Origin of the sequence: Tardiphaga sp. vice154 (assembly GCF_007018645.1) — a bacterium.
Classification (GTDB): Bacteria; Pseudomonadota; Alphaproteobacteria; order Rhizobiales; family Xanthobacteraceae; genus Tardiphaga.
On the sequence record NZ_CP041399.1, the window covers coordinates 4,537,765 to 4,560,818 of the forward strand.

Annotated in this window: 27 protein-coding genes; 9 read left to right on the forward strand and 18 right to left on the reverse strand. The window is 65.1% G+C overall.

The genetic code is table 11. The features are described 5' to 3' along the window. Window positions 1-149 precede the first annotated feature (149 nt). From FIU28_RS21280 to FIU28_RS21295, 4 genes are all read right to left on the reverse strand, one after another. A complete protein-coding gene (locus FIU28_RS21280; protein WP_143575117.1) occupies window positions 150-638 on the reverse strand; it encodes a DUF2852 domain-containing protein in 489 nt (162 codons plus the stop codon). Between the two features lie 104 nt (window positions 639-742). Continuing rightward, the gene (locus FIU28_RS21285; RefSeq protein ID WP_143575118.1) at window positions 743-1,468 is read right to left on the reverse strand and encodes a TetR/AcrR family transcriptional regulator; all 726 of its coding nucleotides are present in this window, start codon (window positions 1,466-1,468) and stop codon (window positions 743-745) included. A gap of 96 nt (window positions 1,469-1,564) precedes the next feature. Further along, window positions 1,565-2,716 (reverse strand): GGDEF domain-containing protein, encoded by a 1,152-nt coding sequence (locus FIU28_RS21290; RefSeq protein WP_143575119.1) that lies wholly within the window; start codon window positions 2,714-2,716, stop codon window positions 1,565-1,567. A gap of 49 nt (window positions 2,717-2,765) precedes the next feature. Then, complete coding sequence (locus tag FIU28_RS21295; RefSeq protein ID WP_143575120.1) at window positions 2,766-3,212, reverse strand: YciI family protein; 447 nt, start codon at window positions 3,210-3,212, stop codon at window positions 2,766-2,768. A 569-nt stretch (window positions 3,213-3,781) separates the two neighbouring features. Here FIU28_RS21295 and FIU28_RS21300 point away from each other — a divergent pair. Next, window positions 3,782-4,570 carry an SDR family NAD(P)-dependent oxidoreductase gene (locus FIU28_RS21300; RefSeq protein WP_143575121.1) on the forward strand — a complete coding sequence of 263 codons (789 nt, stop codon included), beginning with the start codon at window positions 3,782-3,784 and terminating at the stop codon, window positions 4,568-4,570. 4 nt (window positions 4,571-4,574) lie between these two features. Here the strand turns inward: FIU28_RS21300 and FIU28_RS21305 are convergent, their stop codons facing one another. The 5 genes from FIU28_RS21305 to FIU28_RS21325 form a co-directional block, all read right to left on the reverse strand. After that, window positions 4,575-5,774, reverse strand: a complete 1,200-nt coding sequence (locus tag FIU28_RS21305; protein WP_143575122.1) for a multidrug effflux MFS transporter — start codon at window positions 5,772-5,774, stop codon at window positions 4,575-4,577. A gap of 172 nt (window positions 5,775-5,946) precedes the next feature. Continuing rightward, complete coding sequence (locus FIU28_RS21310; RefSeq protein ID WP_246661029.1) at window positions 5,947-6,339, reverse strand: VOC family protein; 393 nt, start codon at window positions 6,337-6,339, stop codon at window positions 5,947-5,949. Between the two features lie 71 nt (window positions 6,340-6,410). Next, complete coding sequence (locus FIU28_RS21315) at window positions 6,411-7,718, reverse strand: RNA polymerase sigma factor (RefSeq protein WP_143575123.1); 1,308 nt, start codon at window positions 7,716-7,718, stop codon at window positions 6,411-6,413. Continuing rightward, a complete protein-coding gene (locus FIU28_RS21320; RefSeq protein ID WP_143575124.1) occupies window positions 7,715-8,080 on the reverse strand; it encodes a YciI family protein in 366 nt (121 codons plus the stop codon). The genes FIU28_RS21315 and FIU28_RS21320 overlap by 4 nt, the downstream gene beginning before the upstream one ends. Before the next feature lie 75 nt (window positions 8,081-8,155). Continuing rightward, window positions 8,156-8,812: a TetR/AcrR family transcriptional regulator gene (locus tag FIU28_RS21325; protein WP_143575125.1), complete on the reverse strand. Its 657-nt coding sequence runs from the start codon at window positions 8,810-8,812 to the stop codon at window positions 8,156-8,158. Window positions 8,813-8,907: 95 nt separating this feature from the next. Between FIU28_RS21325 and FIU28_RS21330 the strand changes: the two genes are divergently transcribed. Next, complete coding sequence (locus tag FIU28_RS21330) at window positions 8,908-9,552, forward strand: glutathione binding-like protein (protein WP_143575126.1); 645 nt, start codon at window positions 8,908-8,910, stop codon at window positions 9,550-9,552. Window positions 9,553-9,656: 104 nt separating this feature from the next. Here FIU28_RS21330 and FIU28_RS21335 read toward each other — a convergent pair whose 3' ends face one another. The 8 genes from FIU28_RS21335 to FIU28_RS21370 all read right to left on the reverse strand — a co-directional run bounded on the left by FIU28_RS21335 (window position 9,657) and on the right by FIU28_RS21370 (window position 14,518). After that, window positions 9,657-10,124 carry a nuclear transport factor 2 family protein gene (locus FIU28_RS21335; protein WP_143575127.1) on the reverse strand — a complete coding sequence of 156 codons (468 nt, stop codon included), beginning with the start codon at window positions 10,122-10,124 and terminating at the stop codon, window positions 9,657-9,659. A gap of 112 nt (window positions 10,125-10,236) precedes the next feature. Next, window positions 10,237-10,683 carry a tol-pal system-associated acyl-CoA thioesterase gene (ybgC, locus tag FIU28_RS21340; RefSeq protein ID WP_143575128.1) on the reverse strand — a complete coding sequence of 149 codons (447 nt, stop codon included), beginning with the start codon at window positions 10,681-10,683 and terminating at the stop codon, window positions 10,237-10,239. Beyond that, on the reverse strand, window positions 10,680-10,970 hold the full coding sequence (locus FIU28_RS21345) for a type II toxin-antitoxin system RelE/ParE family toxin (protein ID WP_143575129.1): 291 nt from the start codon (window positions 10,968-10,970) through the stop codon (window positions 10,680-10,682). The genes ybgC and FIU28_RS21345 overlap by 4 nt, the downstream gene beginning before the upstream one ends. A 7-nt stretch (window positions 10,971-10,977) precedes the next feature. Beyond that, on the reverse strand, window positions 10,978-11,187 hold the full coding sequence (locus FIU28_RS21350) for a hypothetical protein (protein ID WP_143575130.1): 210 nt from the start codon (window positions 11,185-11,187) through the stop codon (window positions 10,978-10,980). Window positions 11,188-11,224: 37 nt separating this feature from the next. Beyond that, the gene (gene ruvB / locus FIU28_RS21355; protein ID WP_143575131.1) at window positions 11,225-12,268 is read right to left on the reverse strand and encodes a Holliday junction branch migration DNA helicase RuvB; all 1,044 of its coding nucleotides are present in this window, start codon (window positions 12,266-12,268) and stop codon (window positions 11,225-11,227) included. A 196-nt stretch (window positions 12,269-12,464) separates the two neighbouring features. After that, window positions 12,465-13,082: a Holliday junction branch migration protein RuvA gene (gene ruvA / locus FIU28_RS21360; protein ID WP_143575132.1), complete on the reverse strand. Its 618-nt coding sequence runs from the start codon at window positions 13,080-13,082 to the stop codon at window positions 12,465-12,467. After that, entirely contained in the window at window positions 13,079-13,606 is a 528-nt protein-coding gene (gene ruvC, locus FIU28_RS21365; RefSeq protein WP_143575133.1) for a crossover junction endodeoxyribonuclease RuvC, read from the reverse strand. Before ruvC ends, ruvA begins: the two co-directional genes overlap by 4 nt. Window positions 13,607-13,771: 165 nt before the next feature. After that, window positions 13,772-14,518 (reverse strand): YebC/PmpR family DNA-binding transcriptional regulator, encoded by a 747-nt coding sequence (locus FIU28_RS21370; protein ID WP_143575134.1) that lies wholly within the window; start codon window positions 14,516-14,518, stop codon window positions 13,772-13,774. Window positions 14,519-14,706: 188 nt separating this feature from the next. Here FIU28_RS21370 and FIU28_RS21375 point away from each other — a divergent pair, with 188 nt between their 5' ends. From FIU28_RS21375 to FIU28_RS21405, 7 genes are all read left to right on the forward strand, one after another. After that, window positions 14,707-16,452 (forward strand): methyl-accepting chemotaxis protein, encoded by a 1,746-nt coding sequence (locus FIU28_RS21375; protein ID WP_143575135.1) that lies wholly within the window; start codon window positions 14,707-14,709, stop codon window positions 16,450-16,452. A 102-nt stretch (window positions 16,453-16,554) separates the two neighbouring features. Further along, window positions 16,555-17,481: a polyphosphate kinase 2 gene (gene ppk2, locus FIU28_RS21380; protein WP_143575136.1), complete on the forward strand. Its 927-nt coding sequence runs from the start codon at window positions 16,555-16,557 to the stop codon at window positions 17,479-17,481. Between the two features lie 159 nt (window positions 17,482-17,640). After that, the gene (locus FIU28_RS21385) at window positions 17,641-18,858 is read left to right on the forward strand and encodes an amino acid ABC transporter substrate-binding protein (protein ID WP_143575137.1); all 1,218 of its coding nucleotides are present in this window, start codon (window positions 17,641-17,643) and stop codon (window positions 18,856-18,858) included. A 30-nt stretch (window positions 18,859-18,888) separates the two neighbouring features. Further along, a complete protein-coding gene (locus FIU28_RS21390; protein WP_143575138.1) occupies window positions 18,889-19,758 on the forward strand; it encodes a branched-chain amino acid ABC transporter permease in 870 nt (289 codons plus the stop codon). Further along, window positions 19,755-20,702 (forward strand): branched-chain amino acid ABC transporter permease, encoded by a 948-nt coding sequence (locus FIU28_RS21395; RefSeq protein WP_143575139.1) that lies wholly within the window; start codon window positions 19,755-19,757, stop codon window positions 20,700-20,702. The genes FIU28_RS21390 and FIU28_RS21395 overlap by 4 nt, the downstream gene beginning before the upstream one ends. Continuing rightward, the gene (locus tag FIU28_RS21400) at window positions 20,699-21,445 is read left to right on the forward strand and encodes an ABC transporter ATP-binding protein (protein ID WP_143575140.1); all 747 of its coding nucleotides are present in this window, start codon (window positions 20,699-20,701) and stop codon (window positions 21,443-21,445) included. Before FIU28_RS21395 ends, FIU28_RS21400 begins: the two co-directional genes overlap by 4 nt. Beyond that, window positions 21,438-22,163: an ABC transporter ATP-binding protein gene (locus FIU28_RS21405; protein ID WP_143575141.1), complete on the forward strand. Its 726-nt coding sequence runs from the start codon at window positions 21,438-21,440 to the stop codon at window positions 22,161-22,163. The genes FIU28_RS21400 and FIU28_RS21405 overlap by 8 nt, the downstream gene beginning before the upstream one ends. 65 nt (window positions 22,164-22,228) lie before the next feature. Here FIU28_RS21405 and FIU28_RS21410 read toward each other — a convergent pair whose 3' ends face one another. After that, complete coding sequence (locus FIU28_RS21410; RefSeq protein WP_143575142.1) at window positions 22,229-23,053, reverse strand: TIGR00282 family metallophosphoesterase; 825 nt, start codon at window positions 23,051-23,053, stop codon at window positions 22,229-22,231. Window position 23,054 lies beyond the last annotated feature (1 nt).

Consider the following 23,054-nt stretch of genomic DNA (forward strand, 5'->3'; position numbering starts at 1 on the left):
AACTCGCGGAGAAATGAAGCTCAATTCGTTTGTTAGGTGGCACTGCGGCACAAGTTCCACCACGTAAACAAAACCGCCCACCTGTTGCCAGATGGGCGGCGATGCCGGCGCCGGCTGCGAGGCCGGCGCCCAAGAGGGTGTTCGGTCGATCAGCCCTGCGCCTGGTTGTCCGACGGCGGCGTCGGGCGGGGGCGGTGCTGCGCCATGAACTGGTCGAACTCGGCCTTGTCCTTGGCGTGTCGCAGCCGGTCGAGGAAGTCCTTGAACTCGTGCTGCTCCTCCTCGAGGCGCCGCAGCGTCTCCATGCGGTATTCGTCGAAGGCGCGGTTGCCCGAGGTCGGCTGGCTGAAGCCGCCGAAGCCGAAGCCACGCTGCTCCATGCGGCCGCGCATCCGCTCCATCTTGTTCTGCATCCGCTCCATCTTGTTGGCGAACCGATCGCCATTATCCCAGCAACCCATCTTCCTGCTCCCTATGGTGTAGAAAAGAACCGCGAGGCCAATCGGCCACCAGAACATGAAACCCAGCACCGTCAGGATGATCCAGCCGGGCGACCACGCCGGACGCAGCATTGGCGCCTGCGGATAGCGTGGCATGTCGGTCGGACCACTCCATCGATTGTAACCAGCTTCGGCCATTTCGCTCTCCATGACGGCACCTGCCGTCGGTGAATGTAAATAACATTTACATACGTAAACCGAAGCCGGATTTTGTCAAGATATCCGCAAGCGGCCCGCGAAAATTATTTCGGGATCTTGCCCCACGGACCGGCAGGACGCTCGGCCTCGGCGGCGCGCGTGGCGGCCTCGGCTTCCGGCGGCGGCCGGCGGTCGGTCGTAAAGCCCAGCCCCCGCAGATAGATCAGCACGCCGGCCTCGAGCAGTTCTTCCGGCGGCATCGGCAATTTGCGGCGGGCGGCATCGCCGCGGCCGAACAGGGATGCGACGCCGTGGGACATCGACCAGATGTGCAACGCCATCATCATGGCCGGCGGCCGCGTCACGCCGGGCGGCGTCAGCGCTGCCAGGCGCTCGGCTGCGGCACGGATCACGCCGAAGGCGCGCTCGCCCGCCGCGGTCAGCAGCGGATTGGCATCGACAGGGATGCCGGATTCGAACATCGCCGAATAAAAGGCCGGCTCGTTGCGCGCGAAGGCAAGATACGCCTTGCCGACCCGCATGAAGGCGGTGACCGTGTCAGGACGGCCGTCGTCCCAGGCCGCGGCCAGCGTCACCTCGAACTGCTCGAAGCCGCGCTGCGCGATGGAGGCAAGAAGGTCGTCGCGGTCGCGAAAATGCCGGTAGGGCGCGGCTGCACTGACGCCGGCCGAGCGCGCCGCGTCGGCGAAGGTGAAACCCGCCGGCCCCTTCTCCGCGATCAGCCCGAGCGCTGCCTGCAGCAGCGCTTCCTTCAGATTTCCGTGGTGATAGCCGCGCTCGGCGCGGCGGTCGTCCTTGCGCCAGCTCATGTGAAGGGCTTTTACATGAGCCCCCCTGCAAGGTCACCCGAAATCGGCGTCGCAGCTCCGGACGTTGGCGCCCGACGTTGGTCCCGGCCATCGCCGTCAGGCGGCCTGATGAAAGCCGGAGATATGGACACGGTTGCGGCCGGCCTCCTTGGCCTGATAGAGCGCCACGTCGGCGCGGTCGAGCAGCGCCTGAAGGCTCTCCAGTTCACGCGACCGCACGGCAATGCCGGCACTGACCGTCGCCAGAATGGCGCCCGCCGACGTCATGAAAGTCCTGGCTTCCAGGCGAGACCTGATGCGCTCCGCCATGGCCGTTGCCGCCGCCGGAGTGGCATTGGACAGCAGGATACAGAATTCTTCGCCGCCGATCCGGCCGGCGATCTCGCTGAGACGAATGTTCGAGAGAATGATGTCGGCAAACTCCCGCAGCACCAGGTCGCCGGCGGCATGTCCGAACCGGTCGTTGATCGCCTTGATGTGGTCGAGATCCATCACGACGATGGTCGCGTCGCTTGCCGCGTGGTCGGGATAGTCGTCGAACAGCCCGCGACGATTGCGCAACCCGGTCAGCGGGTCGCGCATCGCCGCCGACCTGTGCCGGTTGGCGATCCCCATCTGGTGAATGGCGAGCGTCAGCGCACCGATGCCCGTGAGGCCGACGATGATGACGAAGGAATTGACCGTCTCCGCCCAGTTGGCAGGCAGCGCTTCGAGAATGTACTGGCCGTTGCGGACCAGCTCATATCCGCAGGCCAGGAACGACACGGCCGTGATGAAGTACAGCGCCGCATTGGCGGTCATCAACAACGGCGTCTCACCGCGGGCCGACCAGTATTTCTGTCCGTTCAGCACGAGTAGCAGGAGGCCGATGCCCCAATTCGCCGCAATCGTCCCCGTCCCGGAATACCCCCACGCGAACGCCACCACGGTCGGCAGCAGTCCAATTGCACTCGCGAAGGCCGCATCCGCCCAGTGCGTCTGCTCGGAACAGAACTGCATGGTGCCGGCATAGACAAGGCCGAAACCGCAGATCAGCAGAATGAAGGACCATGATTGCAGGCCGGCATCATAGGGAACGCCGAATACCAAGAACATAAATACGCCGGGCACGATAACCGCAAGACCGATCGACCAGGTGAGCAGGTAGGTATTGTATCGTTCGACCAGCCAGCTCATGAACAGCGTCAGCGCGAGCGCGGCGGTGGAAAGGCCGATGGCGATAAAGATCGACGATTGATCGAATGCCATGCGGTCGAACCATTTCAGAACCCGGCGGATTCGTTATAGTCCACTACCACTACCAGCCGACGTTCGGTATCCAGGTCGTGCGGCCTATGGTGACCAAACCATTGACGGCGAGCGCACAGGCCGCCGGCGGTTCGTCCGGCGAAAAATCGGCCATCTCCTGCACCTGACGGATCTCGATGATCTCGTTCGCGCCGGCCGGACAGCGGCTGGCCCAGGCGATCGCCTCGTCGCGGGAGGCGACGTCGATCATCCAGAAGCCACCGAGCACCTCCTTGACCTCCGCGAACGGCCCGTCGTTCACGACCGGTCTGCCGCCGGCGAAGCTGACGCGGGCGCCCATCGAGGGCGGATGCAGGCCTTCCAGCGTGATCAGCACGCCGGCCTGCTGCAGCGCCTCGTTGTATTTCATCATCGCCGCGGCGGCGGCGGGGTCGAGTTGCACGTCCGGCGGTGCGGACTCGTAGCCGAGCGGGATCATCAGCATCATGAAACGCATGGGACGTTTTTTCCTCTGCCTGTTTCGCTATCACCAGGAAATCGGTGGTCCGCTCCGTCGCAGCATGGAGCGTTCCGACATAGACGAACGAGCGCCTGCAACTCCGACACGAGCTCGATATTTATCGCGCAGGTGATGCGACTTTGACGATCCGCCGGCAGCGATCGGTTGCTGCGCAATGCCCGACGTGGAACCCGCCGACATCTGCAGCAACAAATTGCCGCCGCATTGCTGAACGAGTCTGAAGCCATCGACCGTCGCGCTTGGGGACCTTGTTGCGGCGTCTCGTTTCGGGTGGTTCTGCGTCAAATCAACTGGCGGCCTTGGGTGCTCTTCGCGCAGCGACGAGCCATGCCCGGCGGCTTGCCATGTCCGGGGAGACACGCATGAAAGACGCCCGTCTCAAGGCGGCTTCGGGGGCGTTCGCGCGAATTCTGGCTTGCGCGGCGATGCTGGTGATCGCGGGCATCGTCCTCTACGCGAGGTAGATCCCGCTCGCCCTGCCGCTTGTCCCGGCCTTCAAGGTTCTCTAAACACCCTGCATAAAATCAAGAACGACAGGGCAGGACATGACCACATCACCGCACAAGGTCGCACTCGTGACGGGCGCCGCGCGCGGCATCGGACTTGCGGTCGCCAAACGCTTTCTCGGCGAGGGATATCGCGTCGCGCTACTCGACATCGAGGGCGAGTTGCTGCAGCAGAGCGTCCAGGCGCTGAACGATCCCGACAATACGCTGGCCATCCATGCCGACGTCTCCGATGCCGATGCGGTGGCGAAGGCCTTTGCCGCGGTACAGGACCGCTTCGGGCGGCTCGATGCGCTGGTCAACAATGCCGGCATTGCGATCTTCAAGCCGCTCTTGGAAACCACCCAGGCTGACTGGGATCGCGTGCTGGCGGTCAATCTGACCGGGCCGTTCCTGTGCACGCAGGCCGCGGCACCCCTGATGCGCGAGCATGGCGGCGGCGCGATCGTCAACATCACCTCGATCTCGGCGCTGCGCGCCTCGACGCTGCGCACCGCCTACGGCACCAGCAAGGCCGGCCTCGCGCATCTGACCAAACAATTCGCGGTCGAACTGGCAACGCTCGGCATCCGCGTCAACGCGGTCGCGCCGGGACCGGTCGACACCGCGATGGCCAAGGCGGTGCACACGCCGGCGATCCGCGCCGACTATCACGACACCATTCCGCTGAACCGCTACGGCCTCGAGACCGAACTCGCCGACGCGGTGTTCTTCCTGTGCAGCGACCGCGCGACGTACATCAGCGGCCAGATGCTGGCGGTGGATGGCGGCTTCGAGGCAACCGGCATCGGCCTGCCGACCCTGCGGCGCGAGGGCAGCAACGGCTGACGCCCTACTCCGCCGCCGCCGCGACCGGCTCCGCGTGACGCAGCGTGGCCAGGCTCACCAGCAGCGCACCGACGGCGGCGACGGCGATGGTGGCGACCATCGGCAGCGTGGTGCCGTTGAAGAACAATCCGGCGACGGCGATCATGGCGCCGCCGGTGACCATCTGCAGCGTGCCGCCGAGCGCCGCCGCAATGCCGGCGATCGGTCCGTGCCGCTCCAGCGCCAGCACCATCGTCGACGGAATCACCAGGCCGAGAAACGCGAACGAGGTGAACAGCAGCGGCATCAGCACACGCAGACTGTCGTAGCCCAGCAGCGTCAGGACGAGCAGCAGCACCGCGAAGCCGGCATAGAGCGACACCGCCGTCAGCACCATGCGGCCGATCCCAAACTGGCTGCCGAGGCGGCTTGCGAATTGCGAGGCGCCGATGAAGCCGATCGCATTGACCGAGAAGGCCAGGCTGTATTGCGTCGGTGTCAGGCCGTAATGGCCGATATAGACGAAGGACGACGTCGCCAGGAAGGCGAAGAAGCTCGACATGCCGAGTCCGCCGATGAAGGTGAGGCCGAGGAAATGCCGGTCACGCAGCAGCTCCGCGAAGGCGCCGAGCACGTCGCGGACATTGCCGCTGATGCGCTCCTCGGCCGGGCGGGTTTCCGGCAACAGCGTGGCCACGAGCGCGACGCCGATCACCGCAACGAGCGTTACTGCTGCGAACACCGCGCGCCAGCCGAACGGCACGATCAGCGCGCTGCCGAACAACGGCGCCAGAATCGGGCAGACCGAGAATACCAGCATCACCAGCGCCATCAGCCGGGTCGCCTCGGCGCCGGTGTGCAGATCGAGAATGATGGCCCGCGGGATCACCGCCATCGCGGCAGCGCCAAGGCCCTGAATGAAGCGGAATGCAATCAGCGCGCCGATGCCGGGCGCCAGCGCGCAACCGATCGAGCCCAGCGTGAACAGCACAAGCCCGGCATAGAGCGGCGCCTTGCGGCCATAGACGTCGGACAGCGGGCCATAGACGATCTGGCACAGGCCGAAGGCGATGAAGAACACCGTCAGCGTCAGCTGGGTCGCCGCGGTCGTGGTTTTCAGGTCCGCCGTGATCGCCGGCAGCGCGGGCAGATACATGTCGATCGCAAACGGTCCGACGGCGGACAACAGGCCGAGCACGATCGCGTTGCGGGTAAAGGAGGTCATGCAGATTTTCTTCGGTTCAGCGCTGCAATCAACGTTTTCAAAAGGTGGCGGACACGCTTGCCTCTCCACACCATGGCCGGGCTTGTCCCTGCCATCCACGGCTTCGACGTTTTAGCCACGTCGATGCCCGGCACAAGGCCGGGCACGATGAACCAACATCACATCGGCGTCACTACGGCTCGAACGCGCTGTTCACCATCCAGGGAATGCCGAACTTGTCGATGCACATGCCGAAGCCTTTCGACCAGAAGGTGGCGCCATAGGGCATCTTGATCGCGCCGCCGTCGGCCAGCGCCTTGAATATCCTTTCTCCCTCGGCCGGATCCTGGATCTGAAGTGCTACCGAAAACCCCTGCGGCTTTTCAAAATGCGCCGGCGGCGCGTCGGACGCCATCACCACTTCGCCGTCGATGGTGAACTGCGAATGCAACACCTTGTCGGCCATCTCCGGCGGCAGGTGTTCCTCCGCGGGCGAACCCTTGACGTGCATGATGACATCGATCTTCGCGCCGATCGCCTTGACGTAGAAGTTCAAGGCTTCTTCGCAGTTGCCGCTGTAATGAATTTAGGGATTGACCTGCATCGATACTCTCCCTGGGTTGCCGTTGTAATCCAGCATATCGCCGTCGCCGGGGGTTACCCCCCTCCCCGGCCCTCCCCCGCAAGGGGGGAGGGAGCACGCCCTTCGGGGATTGAACTACACTCCTCCATCAATCGATCGAGATGCATCCGGATATGCGCCGCTTCGGCAGACGTGTGCGCCAGCGCGATGGCGCGGTTGAAACTGATGCGGGCCTCGTCATGGCGGCCGAGCTGCATCAGGTAGGCGCCCTGCACGCCGAAGAAATGAAAGTAGTTCGAAAGCCTTGAAGCCAGCGGCGCGATCATCTCCAGCGCGGCCTGCGGACCGCGACACTTGGAGACCGCCACCGAGCGATTCAACGTCACCACCGGCGACGGCTGCAAGATCTCCAGCGAAGCATAGAGCAGATCGATCTGCAGCCAGTCGGTTTCCGCCGGTGTGGCGGCGCGGGCATGCAGCGCGGCAATGGCAGCCTGGATCTGATACGACCCGGTTCTTTGGTGCCGTATCGCCTTGTCGATCAGTGCCAGGCCTTCGGCGATCAACGTGCCGTTCCACAGGCGGCGGTCCTGGTCGTCGAGCAAGACCAGGGTCGCATCGGCATCGAAGCGCGCGGCGCTTCGCGCGTGCTGCAGCAGCATCAACGCGGTGAGGCCCATGATCTCGGGCTCGGACGGAAACAGTTTCAGCAGCAGCCGCGCCAGCCGGATCGCCTCTTCGCACAATGGCACGCGGGCATCGACGCTGTCGGCGGCAGCAGAATAGCCCTCGTTGAAAACAAGATAGAGCATCGCAGCCACCGCGGCGAGGCGCTCGCTGCGCTCCGGCGCGCCGGGCGTCTCGAACGGCACCTCGGCTTTCGCGATCGCCGCCTTCGCGCGGGTGATGCGCTGCTCCATCGCGGCGTCCGAGACCAGAAAGGCGCGCGCGATCTGTTTGACGCTGAGGCCGGAGACGATACGCAGCGCCAGCGCGATCTGCTGCGTTGCCGGCAGTTGCGGGTGGCAGCAGATGAACAGCAGCCGCAGGATGTCGTCGCGATAATGCGCGCCATCGAGCCGGTCGGCGAGCTCGGTTTCGGCATCGTCCAGATCGGAAATTTCGGCGGCGTCCTCCGGCAGCGGCGCGTGCCGGCCGGTCTTTCTGATATCGTCGATCGCAACATTGCGGCCGACCATGATCAGCCATGCCGCGGCATCGCGCGGCGGGCCGTTCTGCGGCCACGCCTTCAGCGCGCGCAGGCAGGCGTTCTGGAAGGCCTCCTCTGCGGTATCGAGATTGCGGAAATAGCGCAGCAGCGCGCCGATCGCCTGGGGCCGCGCCGAAATCAGCGACGCCTCGATCCAGGCCAGATCGCTCATGGCACCGCGTTCCCGTGGAACACGCCGATCGGACGGATTTCATAGGCGCCGCCGGGATTGGCCTCGCCGAGGTCTTTTGCGATCTGCAGCGCGCCATCGAGGTCCCGCGCTTCCACCACATAGAAGCCGAGCAGCTGTTCCTTGGTCTCGGCGAACGGGCCGTCGAGCACGACAGGCGGATCTTCCTTGCGCAAGGTGGTCGCCGCCGTAGTCGGCAGCAGCCGCGCCACCGGACCGAGCCGCCCCTGGGCGGCGAGCCTGCCGTGCACGACGGAAAGTTTGGCCATCACCGCGTCATCCTCGTCCTTCGACCAGGCGCCGACGACGGCTTCGTCGTGATAGCAGAGAATGGCATAGAGCATGCGGGCGGTCCCTTTGCTGCAAGACGAACACGGCAGGGCGACGCCGACAGAGCCGCGTGAATAATCTTCGTCAGCCTATTTCGGGGCCGGCCGGCACAGCAAGTCCACGGCGCCCGCGGCGAAGGCCTGGAGTTCCCCGCGCGGCACGCCGGCGCGCGAACGGATCGCCAGCGCATACAATGTCGCTGAGGCCATTTGCGACAGCGTCGCGACGTCCGCCGTGGCCGGCAATTCGCCTGTTTCCACGGCCGCTTTGAAACACCGGAGGAAGGCGCGGTCCAACGCCTCGAGCGCTTCCTGGATCATGCTGCGGATTTCCGGGTCCGCAATGGCGTCCGACGCGACCGTCATCACCGTGAAGCATCCGCGCGGCGCGTCGCCGCCCAGCATATAGATATCGAGCGCGACGTCGTAGATGCGCCGCAGCCGGTCGCGGACCGGGCAATCGTCCTTGAAGATCTCCTGCACCGCTGCGGTGTAGTCGTCGCGGTAGCGCTGGTAGCTCTTGATGTAGAGCGCGCGCTTGTCGCCGAAGGCGCCGTAGAGGCTCGGCCGGTTCATGCCGGTGGCCGCGCTGAGATCGTCCAGCGACGTCGCCGCAAAGCCATCCTTGCGGAACAGCGCCAGCGCCTGGCCGATCGCCCGCTCCGGCTCATAGGCCCGCGGACGGCCACGACGCCTGGGCTCGGCGGAGTCGGCGGCTTTCGGAGCCATCGTCTTTTTTTGTACCATTTCGAATTTAATTCCTTGACGGTTTTTATATTATGCGAGACGTTACAAAAATCAACCGACGGCGTGACCAGGCGCTACCAATGATGGAGACACCCATGGATCTGTATTTCCTGCCGATGGCCTGTTCGATGGCCACCCGCATCGCGCTCGACGAGGCCGGCGCGACCGCGACCTTCCTCGAGGTCGACCCGAAGACCAAGCGCGTGCTGACAGACGGTTCCGATTTCCGGGCCATCAATCCGCTCGGCCTGGTGCCGACTTTGCGCACCGACGACGGCGTCGTGCTGACGGAGAACGCCGCGATCCTGCAATATGTCGCCGACCGCTTCCCGGACTCGGGCATCGCGGCGGGTTCGGGCCTTGACCGCAGCCGGCTGCAGCAATGGCTGTGCTTCATCGGCACCGAACTGCACAAGGGCCTGTTCAATCCCCTGCTGACCGAGACGGCCCCCGCGGAGGTCAAGGCCTATGCGCTGCACAAGGGCCTGCCGCTGCTGGACTATCTCAACGCCCAGCTCGAAGGACGCGACTACCTGCTCGACCATTTCAGCGTCGCCGACGCCTATCTGGTGACCGTGCTCAACTGGACCACGGCCTTGCCGCCGATCGATTTGAACAAATGGCCGGCGATCAAGCGCTACTATGACTTGCACCGGGTACGTCCCAGCGTGGCGAACGCGATCACGCAGGAATACGCGCTGTACAAGGCGCAGATCGAGCGACACAAGGCGGCGGCGTAACGAAGAAGCAGCCGCAAAGCACGCCGCGTTTCCCGGACGCGCCGCGGCATTCTTCATGCCGCTGCGCAGATCCGGGATCCCGGTTTAGATAGTTCCACAGGTCTTCAGAAAGGGCTCTCACCCAGACCCGGCACATCCGCTGGTCGCGGTCCCGGAGCGGGCCAGTGGAAACGGCGATCCTGCTCTGCGATCGCGACATCGTTGATGCTGGCCTCGCGGCGGCGCATCAGACCCGCCGCGTCGAACTCCCACTGCTCATTGCCGTAGGAGCGGAACCACTGGCCGGCATCGTCATGCCATTCATACTGGAAGCGCACCGCGATGTGGTTGTCGTGAAACGCCCACAGATCCTTGATGAGGCGATACTCGTGTTCCTTCTGCCATTTGAGGGTGAGGAATTCGACGATCGCATCACGGCCCTGGAAGAACTCGCCGCGGTTACGCCAGACACTGTCATCGGTGTAAGCCAGTGACACCTTAACGGGGTCGCGCGAATTCCAGCCGTCCTCGGCCATGCGGGCCTTCTGGGCGGCGGTCTCTTGAGTGAACGGCGGAAATGGCGGGCGCGACATCGAACGATCTCCAGTGGGTGAGTGTAGCCCGGATGAAGCGAAGCGCAATCCGGGGCAAAGCGTTCGGCGATGGAGCGGCCCCGGATTTCGCTTCGCTCCATCCGGGCTACGGTTAAACCTGATCGGCCTTCATGGCGATGCGCAGCGCCTTCGGGATCGGCTTGGCGCGACCGCCCGACACGAACGCCACTTTGACCTTGGCTTCGAGCAGAAGTTCGTCACCGCGCCACACCTCCTGCCCCATCAGGATCGAGGCGCCCTTGACCTCGATCGGCCGCGTGACGATGTCCAACAAATCGTCCATCCGGCTGGGCTTGAGATATTCCAGCGTCATCGAGCGCACCACGAAAGCAAAGCCGGGCGCCTCGCTCTCGGCCTCCGCGAACAAAGCGCGCTGGTCGGCGCCGAGCAGCCGCAGATAATTGGTCCGCCCGCGCTCCATGAAGCGCAGGTAATTGGCGTGATAGACGATGCCCGAAAAATCGGTGTCTTCGTAATAGACCCGGACCTGCATGCGGTGCAGGCCATCGCTGATGGCGCCGTCGAGATGGGGGGTCATTCTGAAAACTCTCGTTCGACGTTCATCCGGCCATCGAGAACGCGAACGATGACGATCTGCTCAGCCTCAACAACATAGAATGCGATATAATTCTCGATCAGAAGTGCGCGCAGACCGGGTCCAAGATCGCTTCGGCTTCGACCCATCATAGGAAACTGTCTGAGTTCGTCAAAGCGGCGGGTAAACTGATCGAGAAGTTGCCGGGCCGCGGAGACATTTAGCTCGGCACGATAGGCAACCGCTGCTGAAATTTCAGCGCGTGCCCGGCCGGTGACGACAAGGTCCATCACGACGCTATGGCTGAATCTTTGCCCGACGCAAGATATCCTCGGGGTCCCAGGGGAAGATGCGTCCCGCCTCGACGTCGGCCATGCCTTCATCAATAGCGCTCTGCAGCGCTTTGAATTTGTCGGCCTGCCTGACGAGATGTGCAACGGCGTTTTCGCGCATTTCCTCGGGCATCGCCTCCAGGGCCGCGATGGCTTTTTCGATAGTCGGGCTCATGGCGTCATTTTAGCAGATTTCGACGGGCTGGCGAATCCTATTCATCCGCCGCGCCGAACAGCCCGATCTGCGCCGGATCGCGCGAGGGCTCGTTCAGCCCGAGATGCCGGAATGCGTGCGAGGTGAGCAGCCTTCCGCGCGGGGTGCGTTGCAGATAGCCGCACTGGATCAGGAACGGCTCGATGATGTCTTCAATGGCATCGCGCGGCTCCGACAGCGCTGCGGCCATCGTCTCGACGCCGACCGGGCCGCCGCCGTAGTTCATCGCGATGGTGGTGAGATAGCGGCGGTCCATCGCATCCAGCCCGGCGCTGTCGACTTCCAGCGCACTCAATGCGTGGTCGGCGATCTTGCGGTCGATGGCGGAGGCGTCGGCGGCGGAAGCGAAATCGCGCACCCGTCGCAGCAGCCGGCCGGCGATGCGCGGCGTGCCGCGGGCGCGGCGGGCAATCTCGTTGGAACCGTCAGGCGTGATGCCGATCTCCAGCACACGGGCGCCGCGGGTGACGATCTTTTCCAGCTCTTCCACGGTGTAGAAATTCAGCCGCACGGGAATGCCGAAGCGGTCGCGCAGCGGATTGGTCAACAGGCCCGCGCGCGTGGTGGCGCCGACCAGCGTGAACTTCGCCAGCTCGATCTTCACCGAGCGCGCGGCCGGGCCTTCGCCAATGATCAGATCGAGCTGAAAATCCTCCATCGCCGGATACAGCACTTCCTCGACCGCGGGCGCGAGGCGATGGATCTCGTCGATGAACAGCACGTCGCGCTCTTCGAGATTAGTGAGCAGGGCTGCGAGATCGCCGGCCTTGGCGATGACAGGCCCCGAGGTCGCGCGAAAACCGACGCCAAGCTCGCGCGCCACGATCTGCGCCAAAGTGGTCTTGCCGAGGCCGGGCGGGCCGACGAACAGCACGTGATCGAGCGCCTCATTGCGCTTGCGGGCGGCGTCGATGAAGATCTGCAGATTGGCGCGGGCCTGCGCCTGGCCGACGAATTCGGACAGGTTCTGCGGCCGCAGCGAGGTATCCCCGATATCGTCGGCGCGGCGCTCGGGGGTGATTAGGCGGGTCGGTGGGTTCATGGGATGAGCTTACCACGAACGCTGTAAGTCCCCTCTCCCCTTGTGGGAGAGGGTGGATCGAAGGCGCGAAGCGACTTCGAGACGGGTGAGGGGTAGCCACAAGCTCCAAGCTTGCGGCCCCCCTCATCCGACGCGGACTTCGTCCGCGACACCTTCTCCCACAAGGGGAGAAGGAAGGAAGACGCGCTGCGCGCGGTCACTTCGCCAGCTCCTTCAAACCCAACCGGATCAGCATCGCGGTCTCGGCGCCCTCGCCGGCAATGCGCGAAGCGCCGGCGATGGCGGCGGCGGCCTGCGGCGCGCCGTAGCCGAGATTGACCAGCGCGGAAATCGCATCCGACACCGGCCGCGGCGCATTGTTCTCCTCGATGGCGCCGGACAATTGCACCAGCGACGGATCGACGGTCGAGAACGCCGGCGCCTTGTCCTTCAGCTCGGTGACGATGCGCTCGGCGACCTTCGGGCCGACGCCGACCGTGCGTGCCACCGCCGCCTTGTCGCGCAGCGCAATCGCATTGGCGAGATCGGCCGGCGGCAGTGTGGAGAGGACCGCCAGCGCCACCTTGGCGCCGACGCCCTGCACGGTCTGCAGCAGCCGAAACCATTCGCGCTCCTGGTCGGAGCGGAAGCCGAACAGTTTTATCGCGTCCTCGCGGACATAGGTCTCGATCGACAGCACCGCGGCCTCGCCGGGCGAAGGCAGCGCCTGCAGCGTGCGCGCCGAGCAATGCACCTGATAACCGACGCCCTGCACGTCGAGGATGACATAGTCCTCGCCGTAGGAATCGATCAGGCCTTTCAATTTGCCGATCATGCTCCCACCACCCGCAGCAGGCGCTGCGCACTCTGGCGGTGGTGCGCGTGCGTGATGGCAATCGCCAGCGCGTCGGCCGCATCGGCGCTCTTCGGCTCGGCCTTCGGCAGCAGGATTTTCAGCATCATCTGGATCTGGTTCTTGTCGGCGTGGCCGGCACCGACCACCGTCTTCTTGACCTGGTTCGGCGCATATTCCGCCACCGCGATGCCGAACATCGCCGGCGTCATCATGGCAATGCCGCGCGCCTGGCCCAGCTTCAGCGTGGCGACACCGTCCTTGTTGACGAAGGTGTTCTCGACAGCGGCTTCCATCGGCTGGAACTCGCCGAGCACCTTCGCTAGCCCCTCATGGATACCGAGCAGCCGGCTCGCCAGCGGCAGCGTATCGGCCGGCTCCACCGTGCCGCAGCCGATATAGGTCAGCCGGTTGCCGTCGATCTCGATCACGCCCCAGCCGGTGCGGCGCAGGCCCGGATCGATGCCCAGAATGCGGACGGCTTGGCGAATCGGCATGTTTGTCATGCCCGGAGTGATACCGCCGAAAGCTTAAGAACAAAATAGCAACAAGGGAGTGTGCACGACGAAACCACCACGGTCGTTCCGGGGCGCGGGCGGCGCCGCCAGTCCAATTGGAGTGGCTGAGGTTCGCACGGGCTGGGCCGTCGCACCCCGGAATGCCAGTAAGGCTTACCCGCCCAGCTTGGCGACCAGCGCGTCCGACACTTCGAAGTTCGCATAGACGTTCTGCACGTCGTCATGCTCGTTCAACAGGTCGATCAGCTTGATCAGCTTCTCGCCGGTCTCGTCGTCGACCGGGACGTTGTTATGCGGCTTCCAGGTCAGTTCGGACTTGCGGGCCTCGCCGAATTTCACTTCCAGCGCCTTGGCGACCTCGCGAAAGGTTTCCTTGGAGGCGTAGACCTCGTGGCCGGTCTCGCTCGACACCACGTCGTCGGCGCCGGCCTCGATCGCGGCTTCCAGCATGTCGTCGGCAGAGGCCTTGGCGGCGTCGTATTCGATGATGCCGACATGGTCGAACATGAAGGCGACCGAGCCGGTTTCGCCGAGATTGCCGCCGGACTTGGTGAAATAGGAGCGGATATCGGAGGCCGCGCGGTTACGGTTGTCGGTCATCGCCTCGACGATCACGGCGACGCCGCCGGGGCCATAGCCCTCGTAGCGGATCTCGTCATAGTTCTCGCTCTCGCCGCCGATCGCCTTCTTGACCGCGCGATCGATCGAATCCTTCGACATGTTCTCCTGTCGCGCCGAGATCATCGCCGCCCGCAGCCGCGCGTTCATCGCGGGATCCGGCATGCCGAGCTTGGCGGCGACGGTAATTTCGCGGGCCAGCTTGCTGAACAGCTTGGACTTCTGAGCATCCTGCCGGCCCTTGCGGTGCATGATGTTCTTGAACTGGGAATGTCCGGCCATGCGGTCTCTCTCGGATTCGGTGGTGCTTCAAGGTGTCGGCGGCGCGGGGTTATAGGCCGCGCGCCCCACAAAATCAAAAACAGGCGTGCTTTCTGGCCAGCGAACGCCGGCAATCCCGCTTTGTTAATCATGATTTCATGCAAGGGTGCAAGAATACCCGCTTGGATTGCAGTGCAGCGGATTTGATCATGGCATTTGGACTGTTTCAAAAGCGGCCGCCGCAGGCAGCCGAGCCAGCGATGACGCCTGTCGTGGCCGCCGAGGCACCGCTGGCGCCGGAGGCGGACCAGGCGCGCGACATTCTCGACCTGCTGGAACTCGAACTCGGCGCCCTGATCCGGCAGCTCGAGCGCGCCTCGTCGTCGGTCGCCGGCGGCGCCGAAGCCACCGCGACCACGCTGACGCTGATCCGCGCCCGCTCCGACGCGCTGGCCGAACGCACGCAGGCGGCGCAATCGACCGCCACCACCTTTTCCCAGGCCGCCGACAAATTCACCCATTCGGCCGAAGGGATCGGCAGCCAGGTCCGCCACGCCAGCCGACTCGCCGACGAGGCCGGCGCCGCCGCGCAGGAGGCCAGCGTGACCGTCGACCGGTTGCGCGATTCATCGGCGGCGATCGGCAACGTCGTCACCCTGATCGCACAGATCGCACGCCAGACCACGATGCTGGCGCTCAACGCCACGATCGAGGCGGCGCGCGCGGGCGCGGCCGGGCGCGGCTTTGCGGTGGTCGCCACCGAGGTCAAGGCGCTGGCGGTGCAGACCCAGGACGCCACCAAGGAAATCGAGCGCAAGATCGACGCCCTGCAGAAAGACGCTGCCGGCTCGGTCGATGCCGTGCACCGGATCTCCAGCGCGATCGAAGCGATCCGCCCGGTCTTTGCCAGCGTCAACGACTCGGTCGCCGAACAGAATGCCACCACCGGCGAGATATCCGGCAATGCCGCGCAGGCCTCCGAGTTCATCGTCTCGGTGAGCGACAGCGCCGCCGAAATCGACCAGGCGGCCAATGAGGCCGCCGCGCATGGTAAAGATGTGGCGCAGGCCGGCCGGGCGGTCACGACCTTTGCCTCCAAGCTGAAGGCGCGTTGCGCGGTGCTGCTGCGCCAGAGCGAACGCGAGGAGGAGCGCAAGCGCGAACGGCTGCCCTGCCACCTGCAGATCACGCTGCAGAGCCGCAGCGGCCCGCTGACCGCCCCGGTCTACGAGATCTCGCTGGAAGGCGTCCTGATCGGCGGACCGGGGGCGGCCTCCTTGGCACGCAACGACATCGTCGCGGCGGATCTGGCGGACGTCGGCGCCTGCCGGCTGCGCATCGCGGATCATTCGCCGGCCGGCGCCCGCGCGCTGTTCGTGACGCCCGATGCCCGACTGCTCGATCGCATCGAAGACCGGCTATGGGCGATCCACGATGAGAACACCGAATTCGTCACCCGCGCGATCGACGCCGGCGCAGCCATCACCAAGATCTTCGCCGATGGCGTCGCCCGCGGCGCCGTCCGCATCGAGGACATGTTCGACGAGAGCTATGTCGAGATCGCCGGCTCCAACCCGGTCCAGGTGCGTACGAAAATCCTCGACTGGGCCGACCGCGCTCTGCCCGACTTCCAGGACAGGCTGCTGGCGACCGACCAGCGGATGGCGTTCTGTGCGGCGATCGACCGCAACGGCTATCTGCCGGTGCACAACAGCATCTATTCCAAACCGCAGCGTCCCGGCGACGTCGCCTTCAACACTGCCAATTCACGCAACCGCCGCATCTTCAACGACCCCGCGGGTCTCGCCGCCGGCCGCAACACCCGCGCTTATCTGATCCAGAGCTACGCCCGCGACATGGGCAACAACGTCACCGTAATGATGCGCGAGATCGACGTCCCGATCCGCGTCCAGGGCCGGCACTGGGGCGGGTTCCGCATGGCCTACAAGCTCTGACGACGCAGCGGCCGATCGCCGCTGCTTTGGAACGTTTGTCACACGGGTGACATTTGCGTGGGGTGATAACGGCGATCTTTCGATCCCCCCCGCGGAGCCCTGATGACCAATCTTTCCATCGACGACGTGCAATCCGCCCACGACCGCATCCGCGAGGAAATGCTCGACGGCTTCGACGAAGAAATCGAGCTGGAGATCGACGACGAGCGGCTCGATGCGCTGACCAACGAAATGGAAGGCCACACCCCGCAGGAGACGCTCGATCGCCGGCTGTATTTCAAGGAACTGTTCCGCCTGCAGGGCGAGCTCGTCAAATTGCAGAGCTGGGTGCAGCATCACAAACTGAAAGTCGTGGTGATCTTCGAGGGCCGCGACTCCGCCGGCAAGGGCGGCGTCATCAAGCGCATCACGCAGCGGCTCAACCCGCGCGTCTGCCGCGTCGCCGCCTTGCCGGCACCCAGCGAGCGCGAACGCAGCCAGTGGTACTTCCAGCGTTATGTTTCGCATCTGCCGGCCGGCGGCGAGATCGTTTTGTTCGACCGCTCCTGGTACAACCGCGCCGGCGTCGAGCGCGTGATGGGCTTCTGCACCGAGGACGAGGTAGAAGAGTTCTTCCGCTCGGTGCCGGAATTCGAGCGCATGCTGGTGCGTTCGGGCACCATTTTGATCAAGTACTGGTTCTCGATCACCGACGAAGCGCAGCACCTGCGCTTCAGCATGCGGATCGCCGATCCGCTCAAGCAGTGGAAGCTGAGCCCGATGGACGTGCAGGCACGCAGCCGCTGGGAGGACTACACCAAGGCCAAGGAAGCCATGCTGGCCCGCACCCACATCGCGGAAGCGCCGTGGCACGTCGTCGAGGCCGTCGACAAGAAGAAGGCACGGCTGAACTGCATCGCGCATCTCTTGGAGCAGATTCCGTATCAGGAGATCGCGCAGCCGCCGGTCGAACTGCCCCCGCGCGTGCGCAATCCCGATTATCACCGCACGCCGGTGCCGCCGGAGCTCTACGTGCCGCAGCGCTACTGACAGACCGCAACCGCCGCACCGCCCTGCGGCGAAACGCCCCTGCACCGCAGCAGCGATTGCCGATGCGTCCCTCGTTGTTCGCATGGACAACGGTAAAAATGCCCGCTTAAGTAGCGCGATCGATCGCCGGAAAGGCGACGGGGCTCCGGGGAGGACGACATGCTTTCACCATTCACCCGCTTTGCGGCGGGACTGCTGGCAATGGCTGCCTGCGGCGCGAGCGCAACTGTTCAGGCGCAGACCTCAGTCAAGATCGGCTATGCGATCTCGCGCACCGGCCCGGGCGCCGGCGGCGCCGCGGTTACCACGATCCCGAACTACGATCTGTGGGTCAAGGAAGTGAACGCCGCCGGCGGCCTCAAGCTCGGCGACAAGCGCGTGCCGATCGAAGTCGTCCAGTATGACGACCGCTCCAGCGCGGAAGAGGCCGCGAAAGCCCTCGACCGGCTGATCACCCAGGACAAGGTCGATTTCATCCTGCCGCCATGGGGCACCGGACTCAACCTCGCGGTGGGGCCGATCCTCAACAAGGCCGGCTACCCGCATCTGGCTGCCACCGCGGTGACCGACCGCGCGCCCGAACTGGCCAAGCGCTGGCCAAACAGCTTCTGGCTGCTCGGCACCAGCGCCGGCGCCGCCAACACGCTGGTCGAACTGCTGGTGAAGCTGCGCTCCGAGGGCAAGATCGGCGACACCGTGGCGATGGCCAGCATCGCCGACGGCTTTGGCATCGATCTGTCCGGCGCGGCGAGGCCTGCGCTGACCAAGGCCAATTTCAAGCTGGCCTACGACAAGACCTATCCGGTCGGCACCCAGGACCTCAGCCCGATCATCAACGAGGTGAAGGCGCTGAACCCCGACGTCTTCATTGCCTTCAGCTATCCGCCGGATACGATTGCGATCACCGAGCAGTCGCGCATCGCGGGCTTCAATCCGAAAGTGTTCTATACCGGCGTCGGCACGGCGTTTCCGCTGTTCAAGCAGAAGTTCGGCGCCAATGCGGAAGGCGTGATGGGGATCGGCGGCTGGAGCGGAGACAGCCAGGCGATCAAGGACTATCTGGCGCGCCACAAGGCCTCCGCCGCCAACGGCGCCGAGCCCGACCGCTGGGCCAGCGCGGTGACCTATGCCAGCCTGCAGATGTTGCAGCAGGCGATCGAGCGCGTCGGCAAGATCGACCGCGCCGCGGTCATCAAGGACCTGCAGACCGGCACGTTCGATACCGTGATCGGCAAGGTCAAGCTCGAGAACAACATGCCGACGCAATACTGGTGGGTCGGGCAATGGCAGGACGGCGACTTCTACGGCGTCGGGCCATCGACCAACGAAGGCGCCCGCGCGCCGATCCTGCCGAAGCCGGCGTGGAAGGCGCCGTGATCGCCGGAAATCGGCGGCCGGACTGAGGGAATGACCAATGCAGTTCTCACCGGCCTCGTGCTGGGCGGTATGTATGCGCTGATCGCAATGGGACTGACGCTGCAATATGGCGTCGCGCGGATCATGAACCTGTCCTACGGCGAATTCCTGATCGCCGCCGCCTTCGCGTCGTACTGGCTGTTCACCGGCTGGGCGCTCAATCCGCTGCTGGGCCTGTTACTCGTCATTCCCCTCAGCTTCGCCGCGAGCTGGCTGCTGTACCGCGTGCTGCTGACCCCCTTGGTGCGCCGTGCGAAGACCCGCGACGCGCTGGAGGTCGACAGCATCCTGGCCACGTTCGGCATGATGTTCATCGTGCAGGGCATCATGCTGACGATGTTCGGCGGTGCCTATTTCAGCTACTCGTTCCTCGCCGTGCCGGTGACGGTGGTGGGTGAGGTGATTGCGCTGAACCGGATGCTGGCCTTCGGCCTCGCGGTGGTCGTCGGCCTTGCGCTGTATCTCACGTTGACGCGGACCCGGATCGGCACCGCGATCCGGGCGGTGGCAGTCGATCCCGTGGCGGCGCAGCTGGTTGCGATCGACGTGACGAAGACAGCGGCACTCGCTTTCGCGCTCGGCGGCGCGCTGGTCGCGGCGGCCGGTGTGCTGATCAGCATGTTCCTGACCTTCAGCGCCACGTCCGGCGTGGTGTTCACCATGAAGGCCCTGATCGTGGTGGTGATGGGCGGCGTCGGCAATCTGCTCGGCTGCCTTGTCGCCGGCCTGGCACTCGGCCTCAGCGAGGCGCTGGTCGCCACCTATGTCGATCCCGGCCTGACGCTGGCGGTCAATTTTGCGCTGTTCCTCGGCGTGCTGCTGGTGAAGCCCGCCGGCCTGTTCGGGCGGGTGCAACGATGACAGCATCTCAAGTTGCGGCCGCCCTCGCCGGCCTTGCCGCCATTGCTGCGCTGGCCTTCGTTCCCAGCCTGGTCGATGCCTATTATCTCTCCCTGGCCATCAGCCTGCTGCAGTTCACCGTGCTGGCGACCGCCTGGGGGATGTTCTCCGGGCCGACCCGCTACGTCTCGCTGGCGACCACCGCCTTCTTCGGCGTCGGCGCCTATACCGTGGCGGTGCTCGGCGAGCAGCTGCCGTGGTCGCTGGTATTGCTGGTGGCCGCCGGCATTGGCGCCGCGATGGCAGTGCTCGTCGGCCTCTCGACGTTGCGGCTGAGCGGCGTGCATTTCGTCATTTTCACCTTCGGTCTCGCCGAACTCATTCGCCAGATCGTGGTCTGGTACGAGGTCAACATCTCGCGCGTGCTCGGCCGCTATGTGTTCGTCGACATCACCCCGGCCGACATCTACTGGCAGTTGCTCGCCCTGTGCGTCGTGGTGTTCGCCACCGGCTACCTGATTGCACGATCGCGCTTCGGCTTTGCTTTGCGCATCATCGGCGAGGATGAGACCGTGGCGCGGCATTGCGGCATCAATGTCACCGTCGCCAAGGTCGCGCTGTTCGCCATCACCGCGACCTTCATGACGCTGGTCGGGGCGATCATGTCGCCGCGCTGGACCTATATCGAACCGTCGATCGCATTCAATGCCACCATCTCGTTCGAAGTGGTGATCATGGCGCTGCTCGGCGGCGCGCACCGATTGTGGGGCCCGGCGCTCGGCGCGATTCCACTGACGCTCTTGTTTGAGTTTCTCTCGGCGCGCTTTCCCGCGACCTCGACCCTGATGATGGGCGTGGTGTTCCTGCTGATCGTCTATGCGCTGCCATCCGGCGTGGCCGGCCTGTGGGAGCGGCTCCGCGCCTGGCGGCCAGCGCGCCCGCAAGTGCGGAGCGCCGGGGCATGAGCGAAATCGACGCCGCGCCGGCGCTCGCCATCGAAGGCCTGACCAAAGCTTTCGGCGGGCTGATCGCCGTCAATAAGCTCGACCTCGTGGTCGGGCGCGGCGAGATCGTCGGCCTGCTCGGCCCGAATGGTTCCGGCAAGACCACCGCGCTCAATCTGATTTCCGGCGTGCTGCAGCCGAACGCCGGCCAGATCTACTTCGCCGGCCACGACGTCGCCGGCTGGCCGACGCATCGCGTGGCCCGGCTTGGGCTGGCGCGGACGTTCCAGCTCGTGCGGCTGCTCGACGGCATGAGTTGCGCGGAGAATGTCCGCGCCGGCCTGGCGTTTCATCGGCCATTGTTGACGGGCGCCGAACTCGATGCCTCCGAAACGCAATTGCTGGCGCGCGTCGGCCTCGCCGGCTTTGGCCCGCGTGCCGCCACCGACCTGACTTACATCGATCGCAAGCGACTCGAACTGGCGCGCGCGCTGGCGCTGCGGCCGCGCCTGCTGCTGCTCGATGAATGGCTGGCCGGGTTGAACCCGTCCGAGCTGCTGATCGGCATCGAACTGATCCGGTCGCTGAAGCAGGAAGGGCTGTCGATCCTGCTGGTCGAGCATGTCATGGATGCGATTCGATCGTTGTGCGATCGCTGCGTGGTGATGAGCAGCGGCCGCAAGATCGCCGAGGGCACGCCGGAAATGGTACTTTCCAACGACGCGGTGATCGAGGCCTATCTGGGAGCACCGCTCGATGCTTGAGGTGTCCGACATCAGCGTGTCCTACGGCCAGCACCGCGCCCTGAGCGAGGCGGCGCTGAACGTCGAGCGCGGCGAGATCGTCGTCATTCTCGGCGCCAACGGCGCCGGCAAGACGACGCTGCTGAAAGCCATCGCGGGGCTGTTGCCATGCGCGCCCGGCAAGCGCGTCCGGCTCGGCGGCCGCGACCTGTCGCGTGTCGCGCCGCACGACATCGTCGAGGCGGGTCTCGCGCTGGTTCCGGAAGGCCGCGGCATTTTTGCCGATCTCACCGTGGCAGAAAACCTTCTGCTCGGCGCCAACCCGAAGCGCGCGCGCGCAAGCGAGGTGGCGCAGCGTGCCAAAGTGCTCGGCCTGTTTCCAAAGCTCGGCGAGCGACTGAAGCAGACCGTGCGCACCATGAGCGGCGGCGAGCAACAGATGGTGGCGATCGGCCGCGCGCTGATGTCGAGGCCGGACATCCTGCTGCTCGACGAGCCCTCGCTAGGCCTGTCGCCGTTGCTGGTGCGCGAGCTGTTTGCCGCGTTGCGCGTGGTCCGCGACAGCGGCGTCGGATTGCTGCTCGTCGAGCAGAACGCCCGCGAGAGCCTCGCGATCGCCGACCGTGGTTATCTGCTGGAAAACGGCGAGATCGTCGGCCACGGCCGGGCGATGGAGTTGCAGTCCGATCCGGCGGTGCGCCGCGCCTATCTCGGCGGACTCGCGAGTACGACGAACTAGCAACGACGCGCCGGCAGTTGCGCTCCCTCCCCCCTTGCGGGGGAGGGGAGCAGAAGCAATCGCGCTTAGCTCGCCCAGAACTCCGGCACCGCCTGCGACAGCCGTCCGCCGAGGCGGACCGGGCCGACCTTGAGCGCAAGCCCCGTCTTGTCGTCCGTCTCCACAGCCACTCCTGATAGCGTCGCCGGGCCGAACGCCGGCTCGAAGCGGCCGGAGGGAATGCCGGTCGTGAAGCGCCGCACCGGCTCTTCCTTCTGCATGCCGATCACGGAATCATAGTCGCCGGTCATGCCGGCGTCGGTCATGTAGGCGGTGCCGCCGGGCAGGATCTGATGGTCGGCAGTCGGCACATGGGTATGCGTCCCGACGACGAGGCTGACGCGGCCGTCGCAAAAAAATCCCATGCCCTGCTTCTCGCTCGAGGCCTCGCCGTGGAAATCCACCACGATCGCGTCGACTGCTTCGACCAGCGGACAGGCGTCGATCTCCTTGCCGACCGCGGAAAAGGGATCGTTGAGCGGCTCCATAAAGACGCGGCCCATCGCATTCATCACCAGCGCGCGGGCGCCGTTCTTGGCGTCGACCATCGCTGCCCCCCTGCCCGGCGTATGGCGCGGGAAGTTCAACGGCCGGATCAGGCGCGGCGCGCGTTCGATGAACACCAGCGCTTCCTTCTGATTCCAGGCGTGGTTGCCGAGCGTCACCGCGTCGGCGCCGGCATCGACCAGATCGTTGTAGATGCTCTCGGTGATGCCGAAGCCGCCGGCGGCGTTCTCGCCGTTGATGACGACCAGATCGAGCTTCCAGTCGCGGATCATGCCCGGCAGGCGGTCGAGGATGATGGTGCGCCCGGTCTTGCCGACCACGTCGCCGATGAAAAGAATACGCAAA